Genomic DNA, 19,480 nt, shown 5'->3' with positions numbered 1-19,480 from the left:
GTTCTAGAGGTTTCTCGGGCCAGGCTCGCTAGAGAGTCAGTAATCGGAACAGGGCGATCTTGTTGATCTCCGCCAGCGCGCATTTGAACTCGGTGTCGACCGGGTTGTGAATGCGCGTTTCGAACGCCGCGAGGATCTGATGCCGGTTGCTGCCTTTTACCGCCATGATGAAGGGAAACTTGAACTTGGCTTTGTAGGCGTCGTTCAGCTCGGTGAAGCGCTGGAACTCTTCGGCCGTGCATTGGTGAATACCGGCGCCAGCCTGTTCATTGGTGCTGGCTTCGGTCAACTCGCCCTGGACGGCAGCTTTGCCGGCCAGGTCCGGGTGAGCGTTGATCAGTGCCAGCTGACTGGCGTGATCGGCGCTCAACAGGATGTCGCTCATGCGCTGGTGCAGGGTTTCGATCTGGTCGATCGATACGTCCTGGCCCAGGTCGAAGGCCTTCTCGGCCACCCATGGCGAATGTTCGTAGATGTCGGCGAAGGCTTTGACGAAGGCGTCGCGGCTCAGGGTCGACGGTTGCAGGGTTTGAAAGGTGCTCATTTGGCAGCCCCTTGGTACGGGTGGGTTTCGTGCCAGTGACGCGCGATGTCGACGCGGCGGCTGAACCACACCTGTTCATGACTTTTAGCGTATTCGATAAAGCGCTTGAGCGAAGCCAGACGCGCCGGACGGCCCACCAGACGGCAGTGCAGACCGATCGACAGCATCTTCGGTGCTTCGGCGCCTTCGGCATAAAGCACGTCGAACGCATCTTTGAGGTATTCGAAGAAATCGTCGCCCTTGTTGAAACCCTGGACCTGGGTGAAACGCATGTCGTTGGTGTCCAGGGTGTACGGGATCACCAGGTGCGGCTTGCCGGTCGGGTTGTTCGGTTCCCAGTAGGGCAGGTCGTCGTCATAGGTGTCGCAGTCGTAGAGGAAACCGCCTTCTTCCATCACCAGGCGACGGGTGTTCGGGCCAGTGCGACCGGTGTACCAGCCCAGTGGGCGCTCGCCGGTGAGTTCGGTGAGGATGCGGATCGCTTCGAGCATGTGCTCGCGTTCCTGCGCTTCGTCCATGTACTGGTAGTCGATCCAGCGGTAGCCGTGGCTGCAGATCTCGTGACCGGCCTCGACCATCGCGCGGATCACGTCCGGGTGACGCTGGGCGGCCATGGCCACGGCGAAGATGGTCAGCGGAATATCGAATTCCTTGAACAGTTTCAGGATCCGCCAGACGCCGGCACGGCTGCCATACTCGTAAAGCGATTCCATGCTCATATTGCGCGCGCCTTGCAGAGGCTGGGCAGCAACCATCTCGGACAGGAAGGCTTCCGATTCTTTGTCGCCGTGCAGAATGTTGCGCTCGCCGCCTTCTTCGTAATTGAGTACGAACGACAGGGCGATCCGGGCATTGCCCGGCCAGTGTGGGTGAGGAGGGTTACTGCCGTAACCGATCAGGTCGCGTGGGTAGTCAGCGCTCACTGCAGTCTTCCTTCTTATTCGTTGACAGATTGTGTGGCGCCCTGAAGTTTGAATGGCAGGCTGGCGTCACAGCGATGGGCTGATTGTATACAACTTTATTCTCAATTTGTAAGCCTGAATTTTCGCATTTTTCACCGGCTGTCATCTTTTGCTGTTAATGGCGTGAACCTGCAAGAAACCTGCCTGACCAGTCAGCTAATGGATTGGGGGTTCAATGAATGCGAGGTTATGGGGCAAATCACCGGGAAATCGAAGGATGGCGGGGGTAGCAGCAAAAATGTCGTTTTTATTGTGTACAATTTTTTTGAAAAGTGTCTTAATCAATCGCTCGCCGCAGCTTTTCGTGCTCCGAAACGGTGCGGTCTCCTTTTCAACTGACTTCGGGAGGCGCGAGGTCTGACTGCTCCACGCAGGCAGGCGCGCAGAATCAATGGGACGTTTGACAACACACGTTTTGGACGCTGCACACGGTTGCCCGGGCAGCTCGATCAAGGTCGAGCTGTACCGCGTTGAAGGTTCGCACCTGGAATTGGTCGCCAGTGCGCTTACCAACAGCGATGGCCGGGTCGATGCGCCACTGCTGCAAGGCGATGACTACCGTACCGGTGTCTATCAGGTTCAGTTCCACGCCGGCGATTACTACCGCGCCCGTGGCGTCCAGTTGCCGGAGCCGGCATTCCTGGACGTGGTCGTGCTGCGGTTCGGCATTTCTGCCGAACAGGATCACTACCACGTACCGTTGCTGATCTCGCCTTACAGCTATTCCACCTATCGGGGCAGCTGACCCCCAAGCAGCTGCCCCTACCGGGAAGCGACTGCGCATATAGCTTCTTTGGTCTTTCGCCCGCTCACACTGCGGGCTTTTTTTCGTCTGTCATTCAGCAATCTGCGATCACAGCCGTGGGTGCCCGTCGCGCACGATAAACACTGTGTCGTCAGCGTTTGCAAGCGTCTGCGGGCCGCCCCTGAGCCAGACGACTTTGTTTCTGGCATTTGCTGCGATCACCGCTGCCGCCGCCGGTGCGCCCACCTGAATATGCAGGCGCAAGCTGGCGCTGTTCTGATCGACATTCAGAGTCTGGTTGATCTTGCGGCCCCGGATGCGATGCAGGCTGATGAAGAATACATAGTCATGCCCGGTGCGCTTGAACACCAATGCCGGATACGAGTTGGAAGGGCTAGGATCGAACACGGCGTAACCGTTACGGGTCAGCAGCGTCGCCATGAAGCGTTTGAGATCCACCGCCGATTGGGTATTGGTCGAATACAGCCATTCCTGGCGAAACAGCGCCGGATCGAAATCCAGTCGCTGCAGCGGACCACCCGATTCCGGCGTCGGTAGTTCGATCACACGGATCGTTCCAGCGCCCGACGTTGGCAGGATCGGCAACATCAGCAACGGATCCGCCAATTGCTGGCGTGGAGTGTCGTTTCCGGTTTCCCAGTCGTTGAAGGTTTGTCGCAGCAAGGTCAGTCCCGAGCCGGTGGCGGTATTGGTTCCGTTTGCCAGCACAAACTGGTGAAACGCGACATTCTCCTGCGAGCTCGCGGACAACTCGGGAAAGTATCGAGCGACGTAATTCGTCAATGGACGATCGAATGGCAACGTCGGATCGATTTGCCAGTGCTGGGCAGGCGGAACCTGAATGGCGCCTCGCGGCTGTTGCTGCGGGTCCAGTCGGAGTGTGCGCTCCAGCAGGTCGAAGTCGTAGATCAGGTGACTCGGGTTCTTGATATAGACGATCGGATCTCTCGCATCGCCTGGCGGAATGACTTTGTACTGGATACCGTCGACGCGAATGTCACCCGGGGTGGCATGTTGCGGGTCGATGCCCCAATCGCTCCACGGCGTCTCTTCCAGGCGAGAGCGTTTTGACGGTACGGCTGACGGTTCATCATCCGGCAATCGGTGGCGTGTGATGGTCAGCCTGGAAGTATCTGGCGCGGTTTCCACGGGAACCGGGCGCCACATCAGCGTCCCTTCAACCCGCTCCAGCAACGGACCGGACGCGAAGAGTTCGTTCGATAAACGAGCTCTTACTCCATCCTGTGCATCGGGGTCGATCAGCACGGTGCCACCCTCGACAAGATCGACATAGGCATAGCGTCCGGCGGAACGAATGCCGCTCGGCAAGTCGGGAGGCGGCAACCTGTTGACCAGCCCGGGTGCAAGAAAATAACTGCCGATCGGCCTTTGCGCGGTGCTGGCCCTGACCTGTGTCTCGGCAGGAAGATCGTAGATTTCGATCATCTGACGGCGAGTCACGGGCGGCGCAGGCAATTGCCAGGCCGGATGCGTGAGGGTTGGGTCGATCAAGGTGTCGGGCGTCAGGCGTGGGGGGACTGGAATGTCCGGCGTGGTGTCTCGTACGACAGGCGTGGAGTCCGGTGTATCCGTTTTCGGTCGGGTGGGGCGTTTGGGGCTCATTGATGATCAGCCTTCGCGAAGAATGAAGAGGGTGGGTTGGTCCGGACTCGGTCGTTGAATGCCGCCCACCAGATAGTTGATTTTGTCTTGTGCCAGCAGGGTGTTCAGCCGTTGCCGTCCGGTTTCGTCGAGTGTCATCAGCGCTGCCGAGCTGGTCAGTTCGGAACCCGGTCGGGTGTATCGCGGGATGAAGTCGGAGGAGACGAGCGGGAGCTTCAGTACGAAAAGCGAGTCCAGTCCTTCCCGACGGAAAACCAGCGAGTTTTCCAGCAGCAGGGGATCTGGCGGACTGACCGTGTAGCCGCTCTTGACCAGAATTTTGTAGAAGAGCTTTTGCAAGCTCGCAGCCCCCGGTTCAGCCGTATATTCATTCCATTGCTGCGAAAATTTCTGCGGATCAATATCGACTCGCTGCAGGCTTGGCCCGCTTGTCGGGGGCAGTACGATCCCTCCCCCGAAAGTGCCGTCATCGATGATGGGCTGGATCGGCAGCAACATCAGCGGATCTGCGAGCTGTCGGTGGGCGGGGATGGTCCTGTTTTCCCAGTAACGGAACGTCTGGCTCAGTGCCTGCAATCCCTCACCATTGATCACTTCGGCGCCACGTGACGCGCTGAACATGGCCTTGGCCACGGCCCTGGCGGATTGCCCGGACAAGTACTCGAAGGTATCGGCGACGTATTGCGTCAGCGGTTTTTCGAATGGCAGGTGATCGTCTGCAACGACCCACCGGTTGTCCGGGGCACGGGCTGCCCAGCGCGGTTGTAGCGTGCGATTGTCTACGAGCATCTGTTCGAAAGCTTCGAAGCGTTCCGGGTTGAAGCGCGGGTACTTGATGCAGACGATGGGTGTATTGGAGCGAACAATCTGCGACACGATCGGGTAGTGCAGCCCATCTACTTCAACCGATTGACCGCTGGTGGGTTTTGTCGGTTGACCCCAGCTTCGCCATGGCTTGCTGGACAGGTCCAGTGGTTGCTGGATGGTTGTCGAAGCCTTGTCGGCGAACGGGTCCGGATCGGTCGACGCGTCATCCTCATTCAGTCGCGGGCGTTTGCTCGGACCGGCTTGCTCGTCCGGCTCGTCGACATGCGGGCGACGTGCCGCGATGGCTTGGCGTTTTTGCCACAGATTCGTGCCATGGATCCGCTCGACTTGAAAACCGGATGGCGTCAACTCGCTGGCCGAGGTCAGTTGATAGCGGCCGTCAGGGTGTTGATGAACCATGGCAGTGCCTTCGCGCATGTCGACATAGGTTCGTTCACGACCGTCACGGCGAATGCCTTGCGGTGAGTCTGCTGCCGGGGTCAGCCTGAGGGCCAGATGAACGGGAATGAACACGGGTGATGTCGGCCTCGCCGAGGCGTCAGGTGCAATGACTGACCCGTGTGGATGCTGGCGGGTCAGCATCTCGCTGACCTCGACCGAGGGCTGTTTGCCCCCGCCATGGTCTGCCGTGTGTTGCGATGAATGTCCGGCGAACGTCAGCTCGACGGTTGGCAAATGCGTGCCGGGGCGAATGTTCGAAACGTGATCGACATTGATAGGAGGCGTGTCTGTCAAGGACCTGGGAGGCGACGAACTCGCGGGAGGAATCTGCTTGGGTGGCTTGGCCATTTGAAGTGCTCCGATGTACGACTGATTCAGCGGTGTAAAGCCATGGAGTGGTGCTGGCTAAAGGGGGCTGAATGATCGTCAAAGCAGGCTTCTGGCGTGTGGTACATATATCAATTGGCGCAAGCGACTGATGCAAAGCGTTTCCAGCGGAGTCCGTGACTCCCGAGGGCGTCAGTTGTAGTGCGATTGTCCGGATAAAAGCCAGGCGAGGTGTTTCGCCTGTTCCAGTTTTGCCGGGTAATCCAGCGAGAGATCGCCCATCAGCCTGACGCATTGATCGCGCAAGGCTCTCAAAGCTTGCTCGCCAAGTGGAGGAGAGTAAGCGAGACCGATCTGTGCCACTTCTTCGAACAGTTTCAATTGGTGGGTACAGTGATTGGTTGTCTGCAGATCCCGGGGGGCAATGGTGCGGGACTTGTCTGTGTCGAGCATCCATTTGCGCTGTGTCAGGTGATACCGCAGTGCACCGAGGCTGCCATCTTTCATGACCATGTTGCGTACAAGTATGTGGTCTTCCGGATGTTGCTTCAGCCCGGCAGGCAAGGAGGTCGAAACATCGGTTGCCGGTACCAGGAACCGTGCGTCTATCGCTTCGATATAGACCGCCTCGAAAATCAGATCGACCGCCCAGACAATGCCCTGCGCGGTTATCACGCGAACCTGGTCGATCAGGTCGCCCGTGTTCTGGTATTGCGGCAGATAGATGATCGTCTGCCCGATCTGCAACTGGTTGTCGATGAGCCTGATCTCCACCTCGCCCAGGCTGGAGGCGTCGAATTCCCAGGTCGAGGAAAAGGCCAGTTGCTGGCTCGCGGTCGCCAATGCGCCTGGCGTGGAAATGCGCAACGACATGCCGGGGTTGAGGTGGACGAGGTACTTCGAACCTTCACCGGTGAGGCTTTCCACGGCAGTCTGTTGCGCAGCCGGTTTGAGCATGACGCACTTCTCCCCGCTACCTAGCGCATGTGTCTGGTTGTCGAGCGGTTGCAGGTATTGATGCGTTCCCGCTCTGGGGGAAAGTGGCAGAGGCACGTTGCTGGTCCAATGCATCGGGCCGCTTATTTCAAACGTGTCGTTCAAAAAATGACTGTCGGTGACAGGGGGTTGGATAAGTCGATAAGACGCGCCGTCGTTCATGATCAGAATGAACGAGTGGTTGGTTGCCAGCTCGGGGGCCTTCAACCGGGGCTTGAGATCGCGCATGCCGGACACGGTCGAAGAGGCAAGATTTTTGATCGATAGCTGTTTGCTGCCGAAATGCAGGGTCAGCCCGCATTCCTTGTACATTATGTAGTTGAAATGAGTTCCGCGCATGAGGTCGGCGTTGTAATAAGCCTCGACGTGAGTCAGTTCTGTGCTGGCACAATCGATGTGCAGCGTAGTGACCCCTGTATTACCGGGCGTTGTTACCTGGAAAACCGTCTGGATATTGTTGCGTGACAGCCAGTAGCTCGAACTTCTGTCGTTGGGGACGGTGAGCTGCTTATCAAACACAATGACCGGAAGCTGGCGTGTTCCCTGTCGCAGGATCACCACTTCCACATCGACCGCTAGCGGCGTTTCTATGCTGGCTGGAAGTTCCGGCACGAGATGAAATCCATCTTTGCTGATGAAGGTCAGTTTTCCATTCTGTAGCAATCGTTTGTCCCCGGTTTGCTGGTAGACATTCTTGATCCGGACAATTTTCTTGCTGGTATCGTCGAATTCGAATCCTGACGTGATGACCAGTTCCCGTTTTTCAATCTTCCAGCTTTCGATCAGCTCGCAGCGCCAGTCCAGCGCAATGATGCTTTCATCTGCGCCGTCTTCAATAATCGATACCATGCCGGGGACGTGAGCGATTGCGTAGGCATCCTTGCCTTTGCCGCCATTGGCCGATACGTAACTGCCGAGTAAATAAATCTGGTCCTCGCCGGGGCCTGCATCAATCTCGTCGCGACCACGGGACTTGATGATGTTCGGACCGTCACTACCGATGACTTCATTGGTTGCACCGGCCAGCGTCTCGACGTTTTCGATACTTTGCAGATGACTGTGCAGCCTGTAGGCCTGCTCTTTTGGAGTGAGCGGCTTGACCAGCAGCGACATCTCGCCCTTATGCAAATCAACTCGGAATCCGTAACGATCTTCGTTGGTTTGCGGAAAGTGCCCCGCCAGTTTCAGCGTGTCGTTACCTGCATCACCTTGCAGTTCGGAAATCAGTGTTTCTTGCGTGCCGGTTTTCAGCAGGTCGGCAGCGCCCTCGAAGATGAACTCGTCGGCTTTCTCGCCACCGTTCAGGGATTTATGGCCGGCACCGTAATAGAACCTGTTCGGTTTTTTCTTTACCCCCAGAATCGTGTCGTTACCGCCACCGATAAACCATAGGATGTCTTTGTCGTCGGCAGAAGTTCCAAACACTGCCCCGGGTGTGTCTTGGGTGACGCCTGCATGTGCGTCGATGTTGTCGTTGTTATCGCTGATTCGTGGACGCTTGATGGTTTTGTACTTCGGGTTTTCCGGGGTCCACTCATAAGTCGCGACCTGGAGTGATTCGACTTCCACCCGGAAACTGCCATTGATGATGGCTTCGGTCTGATCCTTGAGTGTTTCGTCCAGCAACTTGCGGGCGGTGGTTTGAAGTTGTTGTGAATGTCGGGCAGCCGATCTGGCAATGAGGTGACGATCTTCAATGCTTTCATCCGGGCTGATGCCCCAGAAAGCGAACCAGCCGGTACGCAGACGCTCTTCGGTGGTCAGCGTGATGTAATCGTCAATGTCATCGACTACATTGATTGCCGCCCAGACTCGCGATCCCGCGACCAGCAGCAAACCCGCGACCAGCCCGATCGGGCCGGCCGAGGAAAATCCGGCCAGGGCCGCGGCGCCGAGCAGCACGGTCATGGTCGCGCTGGTGACGCTCAGCCCGGCATTCACATAATTATTGATCGACTCTTTCCCGGTTGTCCTGGCTGCCGCTTTGAAACCATCCACTGCAGAAATGACATCGAACGGCAGCGTCAGGGCACCGCCGATCAAGCCACCGCCGCGACCCAACTTGAGGGCGAAACTGGTTTTGGCAAATCCCTTGTAGGCACTCTCGCTGGCTTTGAGCATTTGTGTGGCTTTGCGGGCGACGGCCAGATCGATCGCTATCGAAGCGACATCGGCGGTGAACGCCGAGCTGTTGAACACAATGCCATACGAATCCTTGTCTCTGATCGCATCCTGCAGACCGCGAAGACCACTGTAGATACCGAACGCCTGAAGTCCGATACCGGTGCTGGCCATGGTTCGGCTGCTTGAGCGTTTGACCCAGTTGGGAAGTGGCTCCTCGATATGGGCATGGCGGATATTGAGTCTCTGCGCCGAGTTCAGAAGTTGTTTCAGCTTGGCCTGATAAGCACCTGGATCGGTTTGAGTATCGAGTGGATCAATCAACAAGGGAGGTGCCGTGAGAGGGCGTCGGCTGGCCATTTCGAAGAGCAGGGCCGGCAGTAAATAGTCGTCTGCGCCGGTCGTTGTTTTCATCCGCGCTTCAATGGCGACCGGGTCAAATTGCAGGGCGTTGATAAAGCGCTTTCCTGGGGTACGGAAAAACGTGTTCTTGCCATCCAGGGGGTGCCCGTCGACCGTTGCGCCCAATGTGTCCAGCGCTCTGCGGCTAATGGAGTATTCGCCTATCTGCAGCGGGCCGAAGACTTGGTCCACGGTTTTAAGCTGCGCTCTTTTGTTTTTGAGCGCAGGAGAGGGCGGGCGGGAATTGTCGTCGTCATAGTCGATCGTTGAAGGTTGCCGTTCATTGGCGACAAGTTGCATGTCGGCAATGTCTGCGTCGTTATATTCGATCGAGGACGGGTGAATAAGCGTGGCCATTTGAACATCCTTGTTCTGAGATGAGGTTGTGCTGCGCCGTCATCTTAGGAAAAGGGTTCAAACGAAGTACATCGGCGGGGTGTTGCGGTGTGTTGCGTTTTGGAAGCGGAAGTTGCTGCCAGTTTCGATGCAGGACGTGAGTGTCGAAACTGGCAGTCAGATTCAAATCATCTGAGACTCAGAACATTGTCTGCAAGTATCAGTGCCCGCTGAGCAGCGATGCGGCACCGGCACCGCCGAACAATCCGGCGCTGATGCGGTTGAACCAGCTCTGGCCCTTGCCACTGCGCAGGTAACGCGCTGCACCATGGGCACCGAGGCCGTAGGTCAATTTGCACAGCAGATCGAGCAGCGTCCAGGTGGCGATCATCACCAGCAGTTGCGGCAGGAACGGTTGCTCGGCGCTGAGGAATTGCGGCAGAAACGCGGCGAAAAACAAAATGTCTTTAGGATTGCTGGCGCCAAGCACGAAGGCCCGGCTGAACAATGCGCGGAACTTAGGAACCGGTGCGGCCTGAGGCACTTCGGCCCCCACCGACGGCTGGCGCGATTGCTGCCAGCTCTGCCAGGCGAGGTAGAACAGGTAAATCGCGCCGACGATCTTCAGGGCGCTGAACAGTTTTTCGGACGCCAGCAGCAGGGCGCCCAGCCCCAGCGCCGAGGCACTGAGCAGGCAGATCGAGGCGAACACGCCACCGAGAAACGCCGGGTACGATCGACGCAGACCGTAATTCAGACTGTTGCTGATCATCAGCAACGACAGCGGCCCCGGAATCAGGATCACCACCAGCGCAGCGCCGCTGAACAGCAGCCAGGTTTCCAGACTCATCACTTGCTCCTTTTTATCGTTATCAAGAATGTGCAAAAGCCCCACCCGGTGGGGTGAGGCTGTTTTGAAGCGTGAACCGCGCAGCGCTTACAGGAAGATGAACTTGGCGATGAAGATCGCGCAGAGCACCCACAGGCTGACGGAGATCTCTTTGTATTTACCGGTGCCGGCCTTCAGCGCGACATAGGTAATGAAGCCCAGCGCGATACCGTCGGCGACCGAGAAGGTCAGCGGCATCATGATCGCGGTGACGATCGCCGGAATGCTGTCGGTCGCTTCGTCCCATTCGATGTGCGCCATGCCGCCCATCATCAGCATCGCTACGTAAATCAGCGCGCCGGCGGTGGCATAGGCGGGAATCATGCCGGCCAGCGGTGCAAAGAACATCGCGGCTATAAATAGCACACCCACGGTGACTGCGGTAAGACCAGTCCGACCACCAGCCGCTACGCCGGCGGCACTTTCCACGTAACTGGTGACCGGCGGAACGCCGACCACTGCGCCGAAAACGCTGGAGGCGGAGTCGGCTTTCATGGCGCGGGAGAGGTTTTCGATACGACCGTCAGCGTTCACCAGGTTGGCGCGCTGGGCGACGCCCATCAGGGTGCCGGCGGTGTCGAACATGTGTACGAAGAGGAAGGCCAGCACCACGCTGATCATGCTGACGTTGAATACGCCGGCGACGTTCATGGCCATGAAGGTCGGTGCCAGGCTTGGCGGGGCGGACATGATGCCCTCGTAGTGCACCAGACCAATGCCCCAGCCGGCCAGGGTCACGGTGATGATGCTGATGAGGATCGCGCCGAACACTTTGTGATAGCTGAGGATCGCGATCATCAGGAAGCAGATGGCGGCAAGCAGCGGACCGGGTTCACGCAGCGAGCCGAGTTTGATCAGGGTGGCCGGGCTATCGACGACGATGCCGGCGGTTTTGAGGCCGATCAGCCCGAGGAACAGACCCACACCCGCGCCCATCGCATAGCGCAGGCTCACCGGAATGCTGTTGAGCAGCCATTCGCGAATCCGCGAAAAGGTCAGGATCATGAACAGCACGCCCGAGACGAACACCGCACCGAGGGCCGTTTCCCAGTTGTAGCCCATGGTGCCGACCACGGTGTAGGTGAAAAACGCGTTGAGGCCCATGCCCGGCGCCAGGCCTACCGGCCAGTTGGCGTAGAGGCCCATCAGCAGGCAGCCCAGCGCGGCGGCGATACAGGTGGCAACGAAGGCTGCACCGTGATCGATCCCGGCATCGGCCATGATGTTCGGGTTGACGAAAATGATGTAAGCCATGGTGATGAAGGTTGTCAGACCGGCAATCAGCTCGGTCTTCACCGTGGTGCCATGCAAGCTGAGTTTGAAGATGCGCTCCAGCAGGCCATTGCGTAACGGCGGCGAGAGTTCCAGCGTCGATGCTTCGGATTTGCGGCTTTCCACAGCGAGTACTCCTCAAGAGTTTTATTGTTATTTCCAGGACCGGACCCATGAGGGGTGGCAGCGGCCCTTTGAGGCATACGCGAATTTGTTGACCATGCGGTCAGGAACTCGCACGCTGTGGATTATGCTTTTGTGTACAAATAAAGCAAATATTGTTTTTGGTTTTGTAGACGAAAATACTGGCGATCAAGCTATATCACTCGTTCGGGCGATTGGCTCCCAGCGCCAGATTCACCGCCAGCCAGCCGTTGACCGCCGTTTCGCCGGCTTCGGCAAAGACGCGTTCAAGCAATTTCACCTGTTCCCGACGCAGAGCCTGTTCAAATTTCGCGCCTTCAGCAGTCAGCTCCAGCAGGCGTTTACGCTTGTCGGTCTCGGACGCCACGCTGTTCACCAGATGCATTTCCTGCAATTGCCGCAGCGGCATGTTCAGCGCCTGCTTGCTGACACCGAGCAGCGCGAGCAATTCCTTGACGCTCAGGTTCGGGTAACGGGCGATGAAAAACACGATGCGTTGATGCACGCGGGACAAGCCGCGACGCTCGAGCATTTCATCGGCCTTGGCGGTGAACGCCTGGTAACCGAAGAAAAACGCTTCCATGGCTTGTTGCTGGCTGGCGCAGTTTTTAAGGTCAAGCATATTGACGTTTCCAGAGAGGGTGTCGTAATTTCAGTCAACAAGTTTGACTCATTTTTCCCATGCCTCGCTAGCGGTGACTTCCATGGCTTTTTCCGAACGTGTCTCGCGCCTCAAAAGTTCTCTGATCCGTGAAATCCTTGCCGCGGCTCAGCGCCCGGAGGTCATGTCATTCGCCGGTGGTTTACCGGCCGAAGCGATGCTGCCGAAAGTTGAATGGGCTGAGATGCCGCTGTCTCTCGGCCAGTACGGCATGAGTGAAGGCGAGCCAGCACTGCGCGAAGCGCTGGCGGCAGAGGCGAGGGCGCTGGGTTTGCCGTGTGAGGCGAGTCAGGTGCTGGTGGTCAGTGGCTCCCAGCAAACCCTCGATCTGGCGGCCAAGCTGTACATCGACAAGGGCACCGAAATCCTGCTCGAAGCGCCGACCTATCTGGCGGCCTTGCAGATTTTCCAACTGTTCGGCGCCGATTGCCTGACCGTGCCGCTGGAGGCTGACGGGCCGAATCTTGCGCAGTTGCGTCAACGCCTGGAACAGCATCGCCCGGCGTTCATCTATTTGATTCCGACCTTCCAGAACCCGTCTGCCGTGCGCTATAGCGAAGCCAAGCGCGAAGCCGTTGCGGCATTGCTCGACGAATTCGGCGTGACCCTGATCGAAGACGAGCCCTATCGCGAGCTGACCTTCGACGGCGGCAGCGCGCAGCCGATTGCCGGACGCCTGAAAAAATCCAGCTGGATCTACACCAGCACCGTGTCGAAAACCCTGCTGCCAGGTCTGCGCGTCGGCTATCTGATCGCCAGCCCGGATCTGTTTCCGCATCTGCTCAAGCTCAAACAATCGGCGGATCTGCACACCAACCGCATTGGTCAGTGGCAGGCGTTGCAGTGGATCGGCAGTGAGAAATATCAGCAGCACTTGAGTGAATTGCGTGGCTTCTACCGTCAGCGTCGCGATGCATTTCAATCAGCGCTGGAAACTCACTTCGGCGATCTGGCGGACTGGAACACACCCCAGGGCGGGCTGTTTTTCTGGCTGACCCTGAAGCAACCGCTGGACACCCGCACGTTGCTGAACACCGCGCTGGACAACGATGTGGCGTTCATGCCGGGCGAACCGTTCTTCCCCGAGCCGGATCGCAACCCCGGCCACCTGCGCCTGAACTTCAGCCACATCGATCCGGCCCGACTGGACGAAGGGCTCAAACGTCTAGCGGCGGTGGTGCGCCAGGCACAGGCCGCGCAGGCAGCATGAAAAAACCGGCCTTCAGGCCGGTTTTTTTGATTCAGACCGCGGCGAACCGCTGGTTCAGATATTCGATGATCGTGTTGGACTCATACATCCAGGTGGTCTGGCCGTTCTCTTCGATGCGCAGGCACGGCACCTTGATCTTGCCGCCCTGTTCCAGCAGGGTCTGGCGATCCTGCTCGTTGTTTTTCGCATCCTTCAGGGCCACCGGAACGTTCAGGCTGCGCAGGCTGCGGCGGGTCTTCACGCAGAACGGGCAGGCGTGGAACTGATACAGGGTCAGGTCCTTTGCGGCGGCATCAACCTGAGCCTGGGCAGCGGCGGGGCGCTGCTTCTTGCCCGGGCGAGTGAGGAAATCAACGAAGATGATCAGTTGGCCGAGGCCGACACGAAGCGCTTTGACGAACACGTTACAAGCCTCACAGGGACATTGAAGAAGGCGCGCAGCTTACCCGATTTTTCACGGACGAAAAAAAACCGGCGATCAACGCCGGTTTTTTTGTGTCACGCATTACTTGATCAGGCTGAGAAACTCGCTGCGGGTCGCCGCGTTTTCGCGGAACTCACCGAGCATCACCGAGGTGATCATCGACGAATTCTGTTTCTCGACACCGCGCATCATCATGCACATGTGCTTGGCCTCGATCACCACGGCCACGCCCAGCGCGCCGGTGACCTGCTGGACCGCATCGGCGATCTGGCGGCTGAGGTTTTCCTGGATCTGCAGGCGGCGGGCGTACATGTCGACGATCCGCGCGACCTTCGACAGGCCCAGCACTTTGCCGCTCGGGATGTACGCGACGTGGGCCTTGCCGATGAACGGCAGCAGGTGGTGTTCGCACAACGAGTAGAGCTCGATGTCCTTGACCAGCACCATTTCGCTGTTGTCGGAGCTGAACAGGGCACCGTTGGTGACCTCTTCGAGCGTCTGTTCATAACCGCGGCAGAGGTACTGCATGGCTTTGGCGGCACGCTTTGGCGTGTCGAGCAGGCCCTCGCGGGAGACGTCCTCGCCCAATTGGCCGAGAATCGCGGTGTAATTCTGTTCCAGGGACATGAAACTACCTGTGGGGATTTTCGCAAAGGGCAAGGGTACGGTGGCGGACACGACCCTGCAAGTTCGGTGTGACGGGATTATTCGTCGCGGCCTTCCATCATGGTGCGTTTGAGCATCACATACACGGCGCCGGCACCGCCATGTTTCGCCTGGCACGAGCAGAAACCGAGTACTTGCGCATGCTGGCGCAGCCAGGTGTTGACGTGGCTTTTGATCATCGGCCGCTTGCCGTCCAGACGCACGGCCTTGCCGTGGGTGACGCGCACGCAGCGGATTTCGAATCTGGTCGCTTCGGCGAGAAAGGCCCAAAGGGTTTCGCGGGCCTTTTCGACGCTCATGCCGTGCAGGTCGAGGCTGCCTTCAAACGGGATCTGCCCGATCTTGAGCTTGCGCATCTGGCTTTCCTGCACCCCGTCGCGGGCCCACATCAGCTCGTCTTCGGGACCGACGTCGATCACGAACTGATCGGACAGGCCGTCAACGGTAGGGGTGTCGGTGCGCACGGTGGCGGACTGGCGCAGCTTGGCGATCCGGTCACGGTCTGCCTTGGGTTTGCCGGTGTCGGCGCGGTCGTGCTTGATCGGCTTGACGCCTTGGATCGCACTTTTGAACAGGGAAAAATCGTCGTCTTGCATGTCAGCCTCCGCGAAGGGCGGCCAGTTTACCCAAACAGACACAAAACGGCCCGGCAAAAAGCCAGGCCGTCGATCAATCGTGTTTTTTCATCAGGTGCGGGGACATGTTCAATTCCCGCGATTGCCGTGCGCGACGCCGGCAACGACGCCACAGGGCCACACCGAAATACAGGAACAGCAGGCCGACCGCGAGAATGATCGCCGAGCCGAGCGGTGTTGCATTCAGATCGCCGAGCGCCGGCGGGCGCCCCAGCAGGCTGGCGGCCCCGGCCATCGCCAGCAGCACGCCGAACGTGGCCAGAATGGCCGCGATCGCCGCGCCGAATCGAAATCGCCAGTTGCTTTGGCCTTTGGGCCGCAAGCGGCGTGCGTCAAATCCATCGGATAACTTCATTCCGACCTTCCTCAATGGGTATCGGCCCTTCGACCGGGAGTTGACCGGGTTGTTCCTGAGGCTAGGGTAATTGAAGCAAATGCGAGGTTTTTGCAGATGAGCGGCGAGCTGAGCCGCTCATTTACGGTCGATCAGATCAGGTCCTGAGTCAGCGCGAGGGTGGCGAAGTTGTCGGCCATGATTGCCATTTCCGCTTCCTGTACCTGTTCGGCGCTGAGTACGCGGCCCTTGAACGGCAGATCGCGGGTGGCGCAGGCGTCTTCGACCAGGGTGCAGCGGAAACCCAGGTTCTTCGCCGCGCGCACGGTGGTGCTGACGCTGGAGTGGCTCATGAAACCGCAGACGATCAGGTCCAGCGAGCCGATGGTTTGCAGACGATCGTAGAGTTCGGTGCCGTGGAAGGCGCTCGGCAGCAGTTTGCCGATGATGGTTTCATCGCCCTGGGGTTCCAGGCCGGGGATGAATTCGCCGCGTTCGCCCTGCGGGTCGAACAGACCGCCGACGGTGCCGAGGTGGCGCACATGCACGATCGGTCGGCCGGCTGCGCGGGCGGCGGCAACCAGTTGTTTGATGTTCGCGACAGCCGCGTCCATGCCGCTCAGGGCCAGCGGGCCGCTGAGGTACTCTTTCTGGGCATCGATGATGACCACGGTGGCATGGCTCAACGTGGCCGCTGCGTAACCGCGACCGCTGAGTTGAAACATCGTTTTTGGAACGGACATTCTGGGGCTCCTTCGGGTGGGGCTTTTGCGACATTGTCCTCTGGCTGAGCGGTTCTGTGAATCGCTACCATCGTAGACACCGTCGTTGCTGGCCTGCAGCCTTGTCAAGTTACACGATCTGTTCAATAGCCGAGGGGAAAATCGGAAGCGTCCTACCGTCGCCCCGGAATCTTTCCTGCGTCGTCGCGGCGCGTTTTGGCTGCTAGAATCGCCAGTCGTTTTTTCTGGAGTTCTGCCCCGTGATCACTTCCCGACTTCGTACCCTGCGCGACCACATTCGTTGGGCCGTCAGCCGCTTCCATGGGGAGGATCTGTTTTTCGGCCATGGCACTGACAATGCCTGGGACGAAGCCCGACAGCTAGTGCTCGGTGCCTTGCACCTGCCATGGGAAATCGCCGACAGCTATCTGGATTGCGCGCTGGAAGACGACGAACTGGTCAATCTTCAACGCCTGCTCAAGCGCCGCATCGAAGAACGCATTCCAACCGCTTACCTGCTGGGCGAAGCCTGGTTCTGCGGCATGTCGTTCATCGTCGATGAGCGCGTGCTGATCCCGCGCTCGCCGATTGGCGAACTGATCGAAAACCGTTTTGCCCCATGGATCGGCGACGAGCCGGCGCGGATTCTCGACCTGTGCACCGGCTCCGGCTGCATCGGCATCGCCTGCGCCTACGAGTTCCAGAACGCCGAAGTGGTGCTGGCGGATCTGTCGTTCGAAGCGCTGGAAGTGGCGAACCAGAACATCGAGCGTCATGGCGTCGATGAGCGTGTGTTCACCGTGCAGGGCGATGGTTTCGACGGCCTGCCGGGTCAACGTTTCGACCTGATCGTGTCGAACCCGCCCTACGTCGATGCGGAAGATTTCGCCGACATGCCGGACGAATACCAGCACGAGCCGGAACTGGGCCTGGCCTGCGGCGATGACGGTTTGAACCTGGTGCGCCGGATGCTCGCCGAAGCGGCGGATCATCTGACCGAGAAGGGTTTGCTGATTGTCGAGGTGGGCAACAGCCAGGTCCACGTCGAGGCGCTGTACCCGGAAGTCGATTTCGCCTGGCTGGAGTTCGAGCGCGGCGGGCATGGCGTGTTCATGCTGACCGCCGAACAGTGCCGCGCCCATCAGGCACTGTTCGCTTCCCGCGTCTGACTGACGTCGATCGTTCCCACGTCGAGGCGTCGAACCGTCTGCGTGGGAATGCAGCCCGGGACGCTCCGCGTCCCATCCGAGTCAAACGCGGAGTGTAGGAAAGATCAGTCAGCGGTGCGTTGCAATCCAGATCAGCAACCCGGCCTGAAACACCGCAAACGCCACCAGGCAAGTAATGGTGAAACGCAAACCGGCGTCTTCACGCTTGAACTTGCTGACCTTGTCTTCCTGCTTCTTCAGCTTCACTTCCTGTTCGGCCAGATTCTGCTCGGCCTGCTGCAACATCTGCGCAGCTTCAAGAATTTCGACGATCTGCAGCTTTTCGCTGTTCCAGTCACCCAGCAGGTCGCCGACCTTCGCTTCTTTGACGCTACCCTTCAAATGCTGGGCGTCGGCGTAAACCACATCAAAGCCGTGCACCCGCAAAAAGTGATCGCGGCGCAGGCGAGTGTCCTCGTTCAGCGCGTCCTTGTTGTTCAAGTCCATGCCGTCGACGGTGTAGGTGGGCCAGCGTTTTTTTGCCCAGTTGATGCCCTGGGCAGCCATGAAACGGCCGATGCCACGGTTCATCGGTTCGATCTGCAAACCGCTGTCCGGGCCGAAATGCACGCGTTTGGTCGTATGGTCGACCCACACGTCCAGGTGATTCTGCTCTTTGCGCACGCGCTGAGCGGGCAACTTGATCGCCATGCGCATCAGACTGTGTTCTTTGCCGTTGCGCTCGGCGTAACCGAATTCAACGAAGCGCAGCGGCCGCCCGCCGGTGTTGCGGTCGGTCTGCAACGGCGCCAGGCGGAGCATCTTGTGGTGCTCGACGTGGACATCCGCCCATGGCAGCTCGACCGCTGGCGGTGCGTCTTTTTCAGCGGTGGTGTCGGGTGAAGTCTGGGTATCAGTCATAACGGCGAGATCCTGTCCAAGCTGCTTGCCGCCAGCCAGTACGCTGGCGACAAAGGCTTATCGGCCGTTTTTCAAAGTCCTAGAGGGTAAAAGAGCTTAACGGGTGCGAAGTCCGTCAATAAATTCAAGGACGCGTGTCCCCAGTTCCGCCGCCAGCGGCAAATTCGGGTCCTTGTAGGAGGCCAGTTGCCGCTTCACGTCGTTGGGCACGATGCGCAACACGTGGTTCATGCCTTCGATCAGCGCCAGTTGCGCGTCCGGTTTGGCGGCCTTGAGCAATTTCGCATCATCGACCTGAACCTGAATGTCGTTGCTGCCTTGCACGATCAGCGCCGGCATTTTCAGCTGGGCGAAGGCCGCCGCCGGATCCTGACGGAACAGCGAAATCAGGTACGGCTGTACACTCGGACGGAAGATCACCTGCAACGGCGCCGGCACATTGTCGTCGGTGCGCCCGGCCTTGAGGCTGTCGAGCAGTTCGTTGCTGCGCAGCATTAGCGGGGGAGGGAGGCTGCGGGCCAGTTGCCGACGCAGCACCTGATCGATCGGTCGGGCCGTGCCGGAGAGCGAGATGACCGCCGCCGCGTCGACCTTTGGCGCCGCCAGGCTGGCAATCAGCGCGCCTTCGCTGTGGCCGAGCAGGATCAACGGGCCGAAGCGCGGATCGGCTTTAAGCTTCTGACCCCAGGCCACGGCGTCCGCCACATAGGCTTCCACCGACAGGTTTCGCTCGTCCGGGGTAGCCGCAAGGCTGGCCGCCACCCCGCGCTTGTCGAAACGCACGCTGGCGACATTGTGTTTGGCCAGCACCCAGGCCAGTCGCTTGAGGCTGTCATTGCGCCCGCCATCGGGGTTGTTTCCGTCACGATCGGTAGGACCCGAGCCGGAAAGGATCAGGACAACCGGCACGGGGCTGTCGGATTTTGGCAGCAACAGCGAGCCGAAAAGTTCGCCATTGTCGGTAGTCAACGTGACCGGTCGTTGCAGGACAGTTGCCTGGACGAAGCCGGTAAACAGGGAAAGGCTCAAGATCAAAACTCGCAGCATCATCACGCCATCATTTGCCAAGGTGCCGGTTGGACTCACCCACACCGCTAAGGTTCGAGGA

Annotated in this window: 18 protein-coding genes; 3 read left to right on the top strand and 15 right to left on the bottom strand. The window is 58.9% G+C overall.

Features of this window, described 5'->3' with window-relative positions; translation table 11 throughout:
* Positions 1-28: 28 nt before the first annotated feature.
* A complete protein-coding gene (gene uraD, locus GQX66_RS18850; RefSeq protein ID WP_240870430.1) occupies positions 29-544 on the bottom strand; it encodes a 2-oxo-4-hydroxy-4-carboxy-5-ureidoimidazoline decarboxylase in 516 nt (171 codons plus the stop codon).
* Entirely contained in the window at positions 541-1,467 is a 927-nt protein-coding gene (gene puuE / locus GQX66_RS18845; protein WP_007960032.1) for an allantoinase PuuE, read from the bottom strand. The genes uraD and puuE overlap by 4 nt, the downstream gene beginning before the upstream one ends.
* Before the next feature lie 430 nt (positions 1,468-1,897).
* Here puuE and uraH point away from each other — a divergent pair, with 430 nt between their 5' ends.
* Positions 1,898-2,251: a hydroxyisourate hydrolase gene (uraH, locus tag GQX66_RS18840; RefSeq protein ID WP_011333195.1), complete on the top strand. Its 354-nt coding sequence runs from the start codon at positions 1,898-1,900 to the stop codon at positions 2,249-2,251.
* Between the two features lie 108 nt (positions 2,252-2,359).
* Here uraH and GQX66_RS18835 read toward each other — a convergent pair whose 3' ends face one another.
* The 6 genes from GQX66_RS18835 to GQX66_RS18810 form a co-directional block, all read right to left on the bottom strand.
* Positions 2,360-3,895, bottom strand: a complete 1,536-nt coding sequence (locus GQX66_RS18835; RefSeq protein ID WP_129973342.1) for a hypothetical protein — start codon at positions 3,893-3,895, stop codon at positions 2,360-2,362.
* Between the two features lie 6 nt (positions 3,896-3,901).
* Positions 3,902-5,512 (bottom strand): hypothetical protein, encoded by a 1,611-nt coding sequence (locus GQX66_RS18830; protein ID WP_240870428.1) that lies wholly within the window; start codon positions 5,510-5,512, stop codon positions 3,902-3,904.
* 171 nt (positions 5,513-5,683) lie between these two features.
* Positions 5,684-9,367 (bottom strand): hypothetical protein, encoded by a 3,684-nt coding sequence (locus GQX66_RS18825; protein ID WP_085748496.1) that lies wholly within the window; start codon positions 9,365-9,367, stop codon positions 5,684-5,686.
* Positions 9,368-9,566: 199 nt separating this feature from the next.
* On the bottom strand, positions 9,567-10,196 hold the full coding sequence (locus GQX66_RS18820) for a LysE family translocator (protein WP_007960020.1): 630 nt from the start codon (positions 10,194-10,196) through the stop codon (positions 9,567-9,569).
* An 87-nt stretch (positions 10,197-10,283) separates the two neighbouring features.
* Positions 10,284-11,633, bottom strand: coding sequence for an NCS2 family permease (locus GQX66_RS18815; protein ID WP_007960018.1), 1,350 nt, complete (start codon positions 11,631-11,633; stop codon positions 10,284-10,286).
* A 196-nt stretch (positions 11,634-11,829) separates the two neighbouring features.
* Positions 11,830-12,273, bottom strand: coding sequence for a MarR family transcriptional regulator (locus GQX66_RS18810; protein WP_085748497.1), 444 nt, complete (start codon positions 12,271-12,273; stop codon positions 11,830-11,832).
* Between the two features lie 82 nt (positions 12,274-12,355).
* Between GQX66_RS18810 and GQX66_RS18805 the strand changes: the two genes are divergently transcribed.
* Positions 12,356-13,522, top strand: coding sequence for a PLP-dependent aminotransferase family protein (locus tag GQX66_RS18805; RefSeq protein WP_240870426.1), 1,167 nt, complete (start codon positions 12,356-12,358; stop codon positions 13,520-13,522).
* A gap of 31 nt (positions 13,523-13,553) precedes the next feature.
* On the opposite strand, the gene GQX66_RS18800 is transcribed toward GQX66_RS18805, so the two are convergent.
* The 5 genes from GQX66_RS18800 to GQX66_RS18780 form a co-directional block, all read right to left on the bottom strand.
* Positions 13,554-13,925 carry a glutathione S-transferase N-terminal domain-containing protein gene (locus GQX66_RS18800; RefSeq protein ID WP_240870424.1) on the bottom strand — a complete coding sequence of 124 codons (372 nt, stop codon included), beginning with the start codon at positions 13,923-13,925 and terminating at the stop codon, positions 13,554-13,556.
* A 102-nt stretch (positions 13,926-14,027) separates the two neighbouring features.
* Entirely contained in the window at positions 14,028-14,573 is a 546-nt protein-coding gene (gene folE / locus GQX66_RS18795; RefSeq protein WP_003204506.1) for a GTP cyclohydrolase I FolE, read from the bottom strand.
* A 77-nt stretch (positions 14,574-14,650) separates the two neighbouring features.
* Positions 14,651-15,208, bottom strand: coding sequence for a Smr/MutS family protein (locus GQX66_RS18790; RefSeq protein WP_129973345.1), 558 nt, complete (start codon positions 15,206-15,208; stop codon positions 14,651-14,653).
* Between the two features lie 73 nt (positions 15,209-15,281).
* Positions 15,282-15,602, bottom strand: a complete 321-nt coding sequence (locus tag GQX66_RS18785; RefSeq protein WP_007960009.1) for a hypothetical protein — start codon at positions 15,600-15,602, stop codon at positions 15,282-15,284.
* 131 nt (positions 15,603-15,733) lie between these two features.
* Positions 15,734-16,324 (bottom strand): cysteine hydrolase family protein, encoded by a 591-nt coding sequence (locus tag GQX66_RS18780; RefSeq protein WP_011333204.1) that lies wholly within the window; start codon positions 16,322-16,324, stop codon positions 15,734-15,736.
* Positions 16,325-16,563: 239 nt separating this feature from the next.
* Here GQX66_RS18780 and prmB point away from each other — a divergent pair, with 239 nt between their 5' ends.
* Positions 16,564-17,472: a 50S ribosomal protein L3 N(5)-glutamine methyltransferase gene (gene prmB, locus GQX66_RS18775; RefSeq protein ID WP_007960007.1), complete on the top strand. Its 909-nt coding sequence runs from the start codon at positions 16,564-16,566 to the stop codon at positions 17,470-17,472.
* Positions 17,473-17,580: 108 nt separating this feature from the next.
* Here prmB and GQX66_RS18770 read toward each other — a convergent pair whose 3' ends face one another.
* Together GQX66_RS18770 and GQX66_RS18765 are read right to left on the bottom strand one after the other, a co-directional pair.
* Positions 17,581-18,372 (bottom strand): hypothetical protein, encoded by a 792-nt coding sequence (locus tag GQX66_RS18770; protein ID WP_240870422.1) that lies wholly within the window; start codon positions 18,370-18,372, stop codon positions 17,581-17,583.
* 96 nt (positions 18,373-18,468) lie between these two features.
* Complete coding sequence (locus GQX66_RS18765) at positions 18,469-19,422, bottom strand: alpha/beta fold hydrolase (protein ID WP_102688278.1); 954 nt, start codon at positions 19,420-19,422, stop codon at positions 18,469-18,471.
* Between the last annotated feature and the right edge of the window lie 58 nt (positions 19,423-19,480).

Origin of the sequence: Pseudomonas sp. B707 (assembly GCF_022496685.1) — a bacterium.
Lineage (GTDB): Bacteria > Pseudomonadota > Gammaproteobacteria > Pseudomonadales > Pseudomonadaceae > Aquipseudomonas > Aquipseudomonas paraglycinae.
The sequence above is the reverse complement of the archived record's forward strand: the minus strand, read 5'-3'. Positions and strand labels throughout refer to the sequence as shown.

Bases quoted from the DNA above. Each gene is read 5' to 3' on its own strand.
- uraD (WP_240870430.1), bottom strand. From the start codon at position 544: ATGAGCACCTTTCAAACCCTGCAACCGTCGACCCTGAGCCGCGACGCC.
- uraH (WP_011333195.1), top strand. From the start codon at position 1,898: ATGGGACGTTTGACAACACACGTTTTGGACGCTGCACACGGTTGCCCG.
- GQX66_RS18835 (WP_129973342.1), bottom strand. From the start codon at position 3,895: ATGAGCCCCAAACGCCCCACCCGACCGAAAACGGATACACCGGACTCC.
- GQX66_RS18830 (WP_240870428.1), bottom strand. From the start codon at position 5,512: ATGGCCAAGCCACCCAAGCAGATTCCTCCCGCGAGTTCGTCGCCTCCC.
- GQX66_RS18825 (WP_085748496.1), bottom strand. From the start codon at position 9,367: ATGGCCACGCTTATTCACCCGTCCTCGATCGAATATAACGACGCAGAC.
- GQX66_RS18820 (WP_007960020.1), bottom strand. From the start codon at position 10,196: ATGAGTCTGGAAACCTGGCTGCTGTTCAGCGGCGCTGCGCTGGTGGTG.
- GQX66_RS18810 (WP_085748497.1), bottom strand. From the start codon at position 12,273: ATGCTTGACCTTAAAAACTGCGCCAGCCAGCAACAAGCCATGGAAGCG.
- GQX66_RS18805 (WP_240870426.1), top strand. From the start codon at position 12,356: ATGGCTTTTTCCGAACGTGTCTCGCGCCTCAAAAGTTCTCTGATCCGT.
- folE (WP_003204506.1), bottom strand. From the start codon at position 14,573: ATGTCCCTGGAACAGAATTACACCGCGATTCTCGGCCAATTGGGCGAG.
- GQX66_RS18790 (WP_129973345.1), bottom strand. From the start codon at position 15,208: ATGCAAGACGACGATTTTTCCCTGTTCAAAAGTGCGATCCAAGGCGTC.
- GQX66_RS18785 (WP_007960009.1), bottom strand. From the start codon at position 15,602: ATGAAGTTATCCGATGGATTTGACGCACGCCGCTTGCGGCCCAAAGGC.
- GQX66_RS18780 (WP_011333204.1), bottom strand. From the start codon at position 16,324: ATGTCCGTTCCAAAAACGATGTTTCAACTCAGCGGTCGCGGTTACGCA.
- GQX66_RS18770 (WP_240870422.1), bottom strand. From the start codon at position 18,372: ATGACTGATACCCAGACTTCACCCGACACCACCGCTGAAAAAGACGCA.
- GQX66_RS18765 (WP_102688278.1), bottom strand. From the start codon at position 19,422: ATGATGCTGCGAGTTTTGATCTTGAGCCTTTCCCTGTTTACCGGCTTC.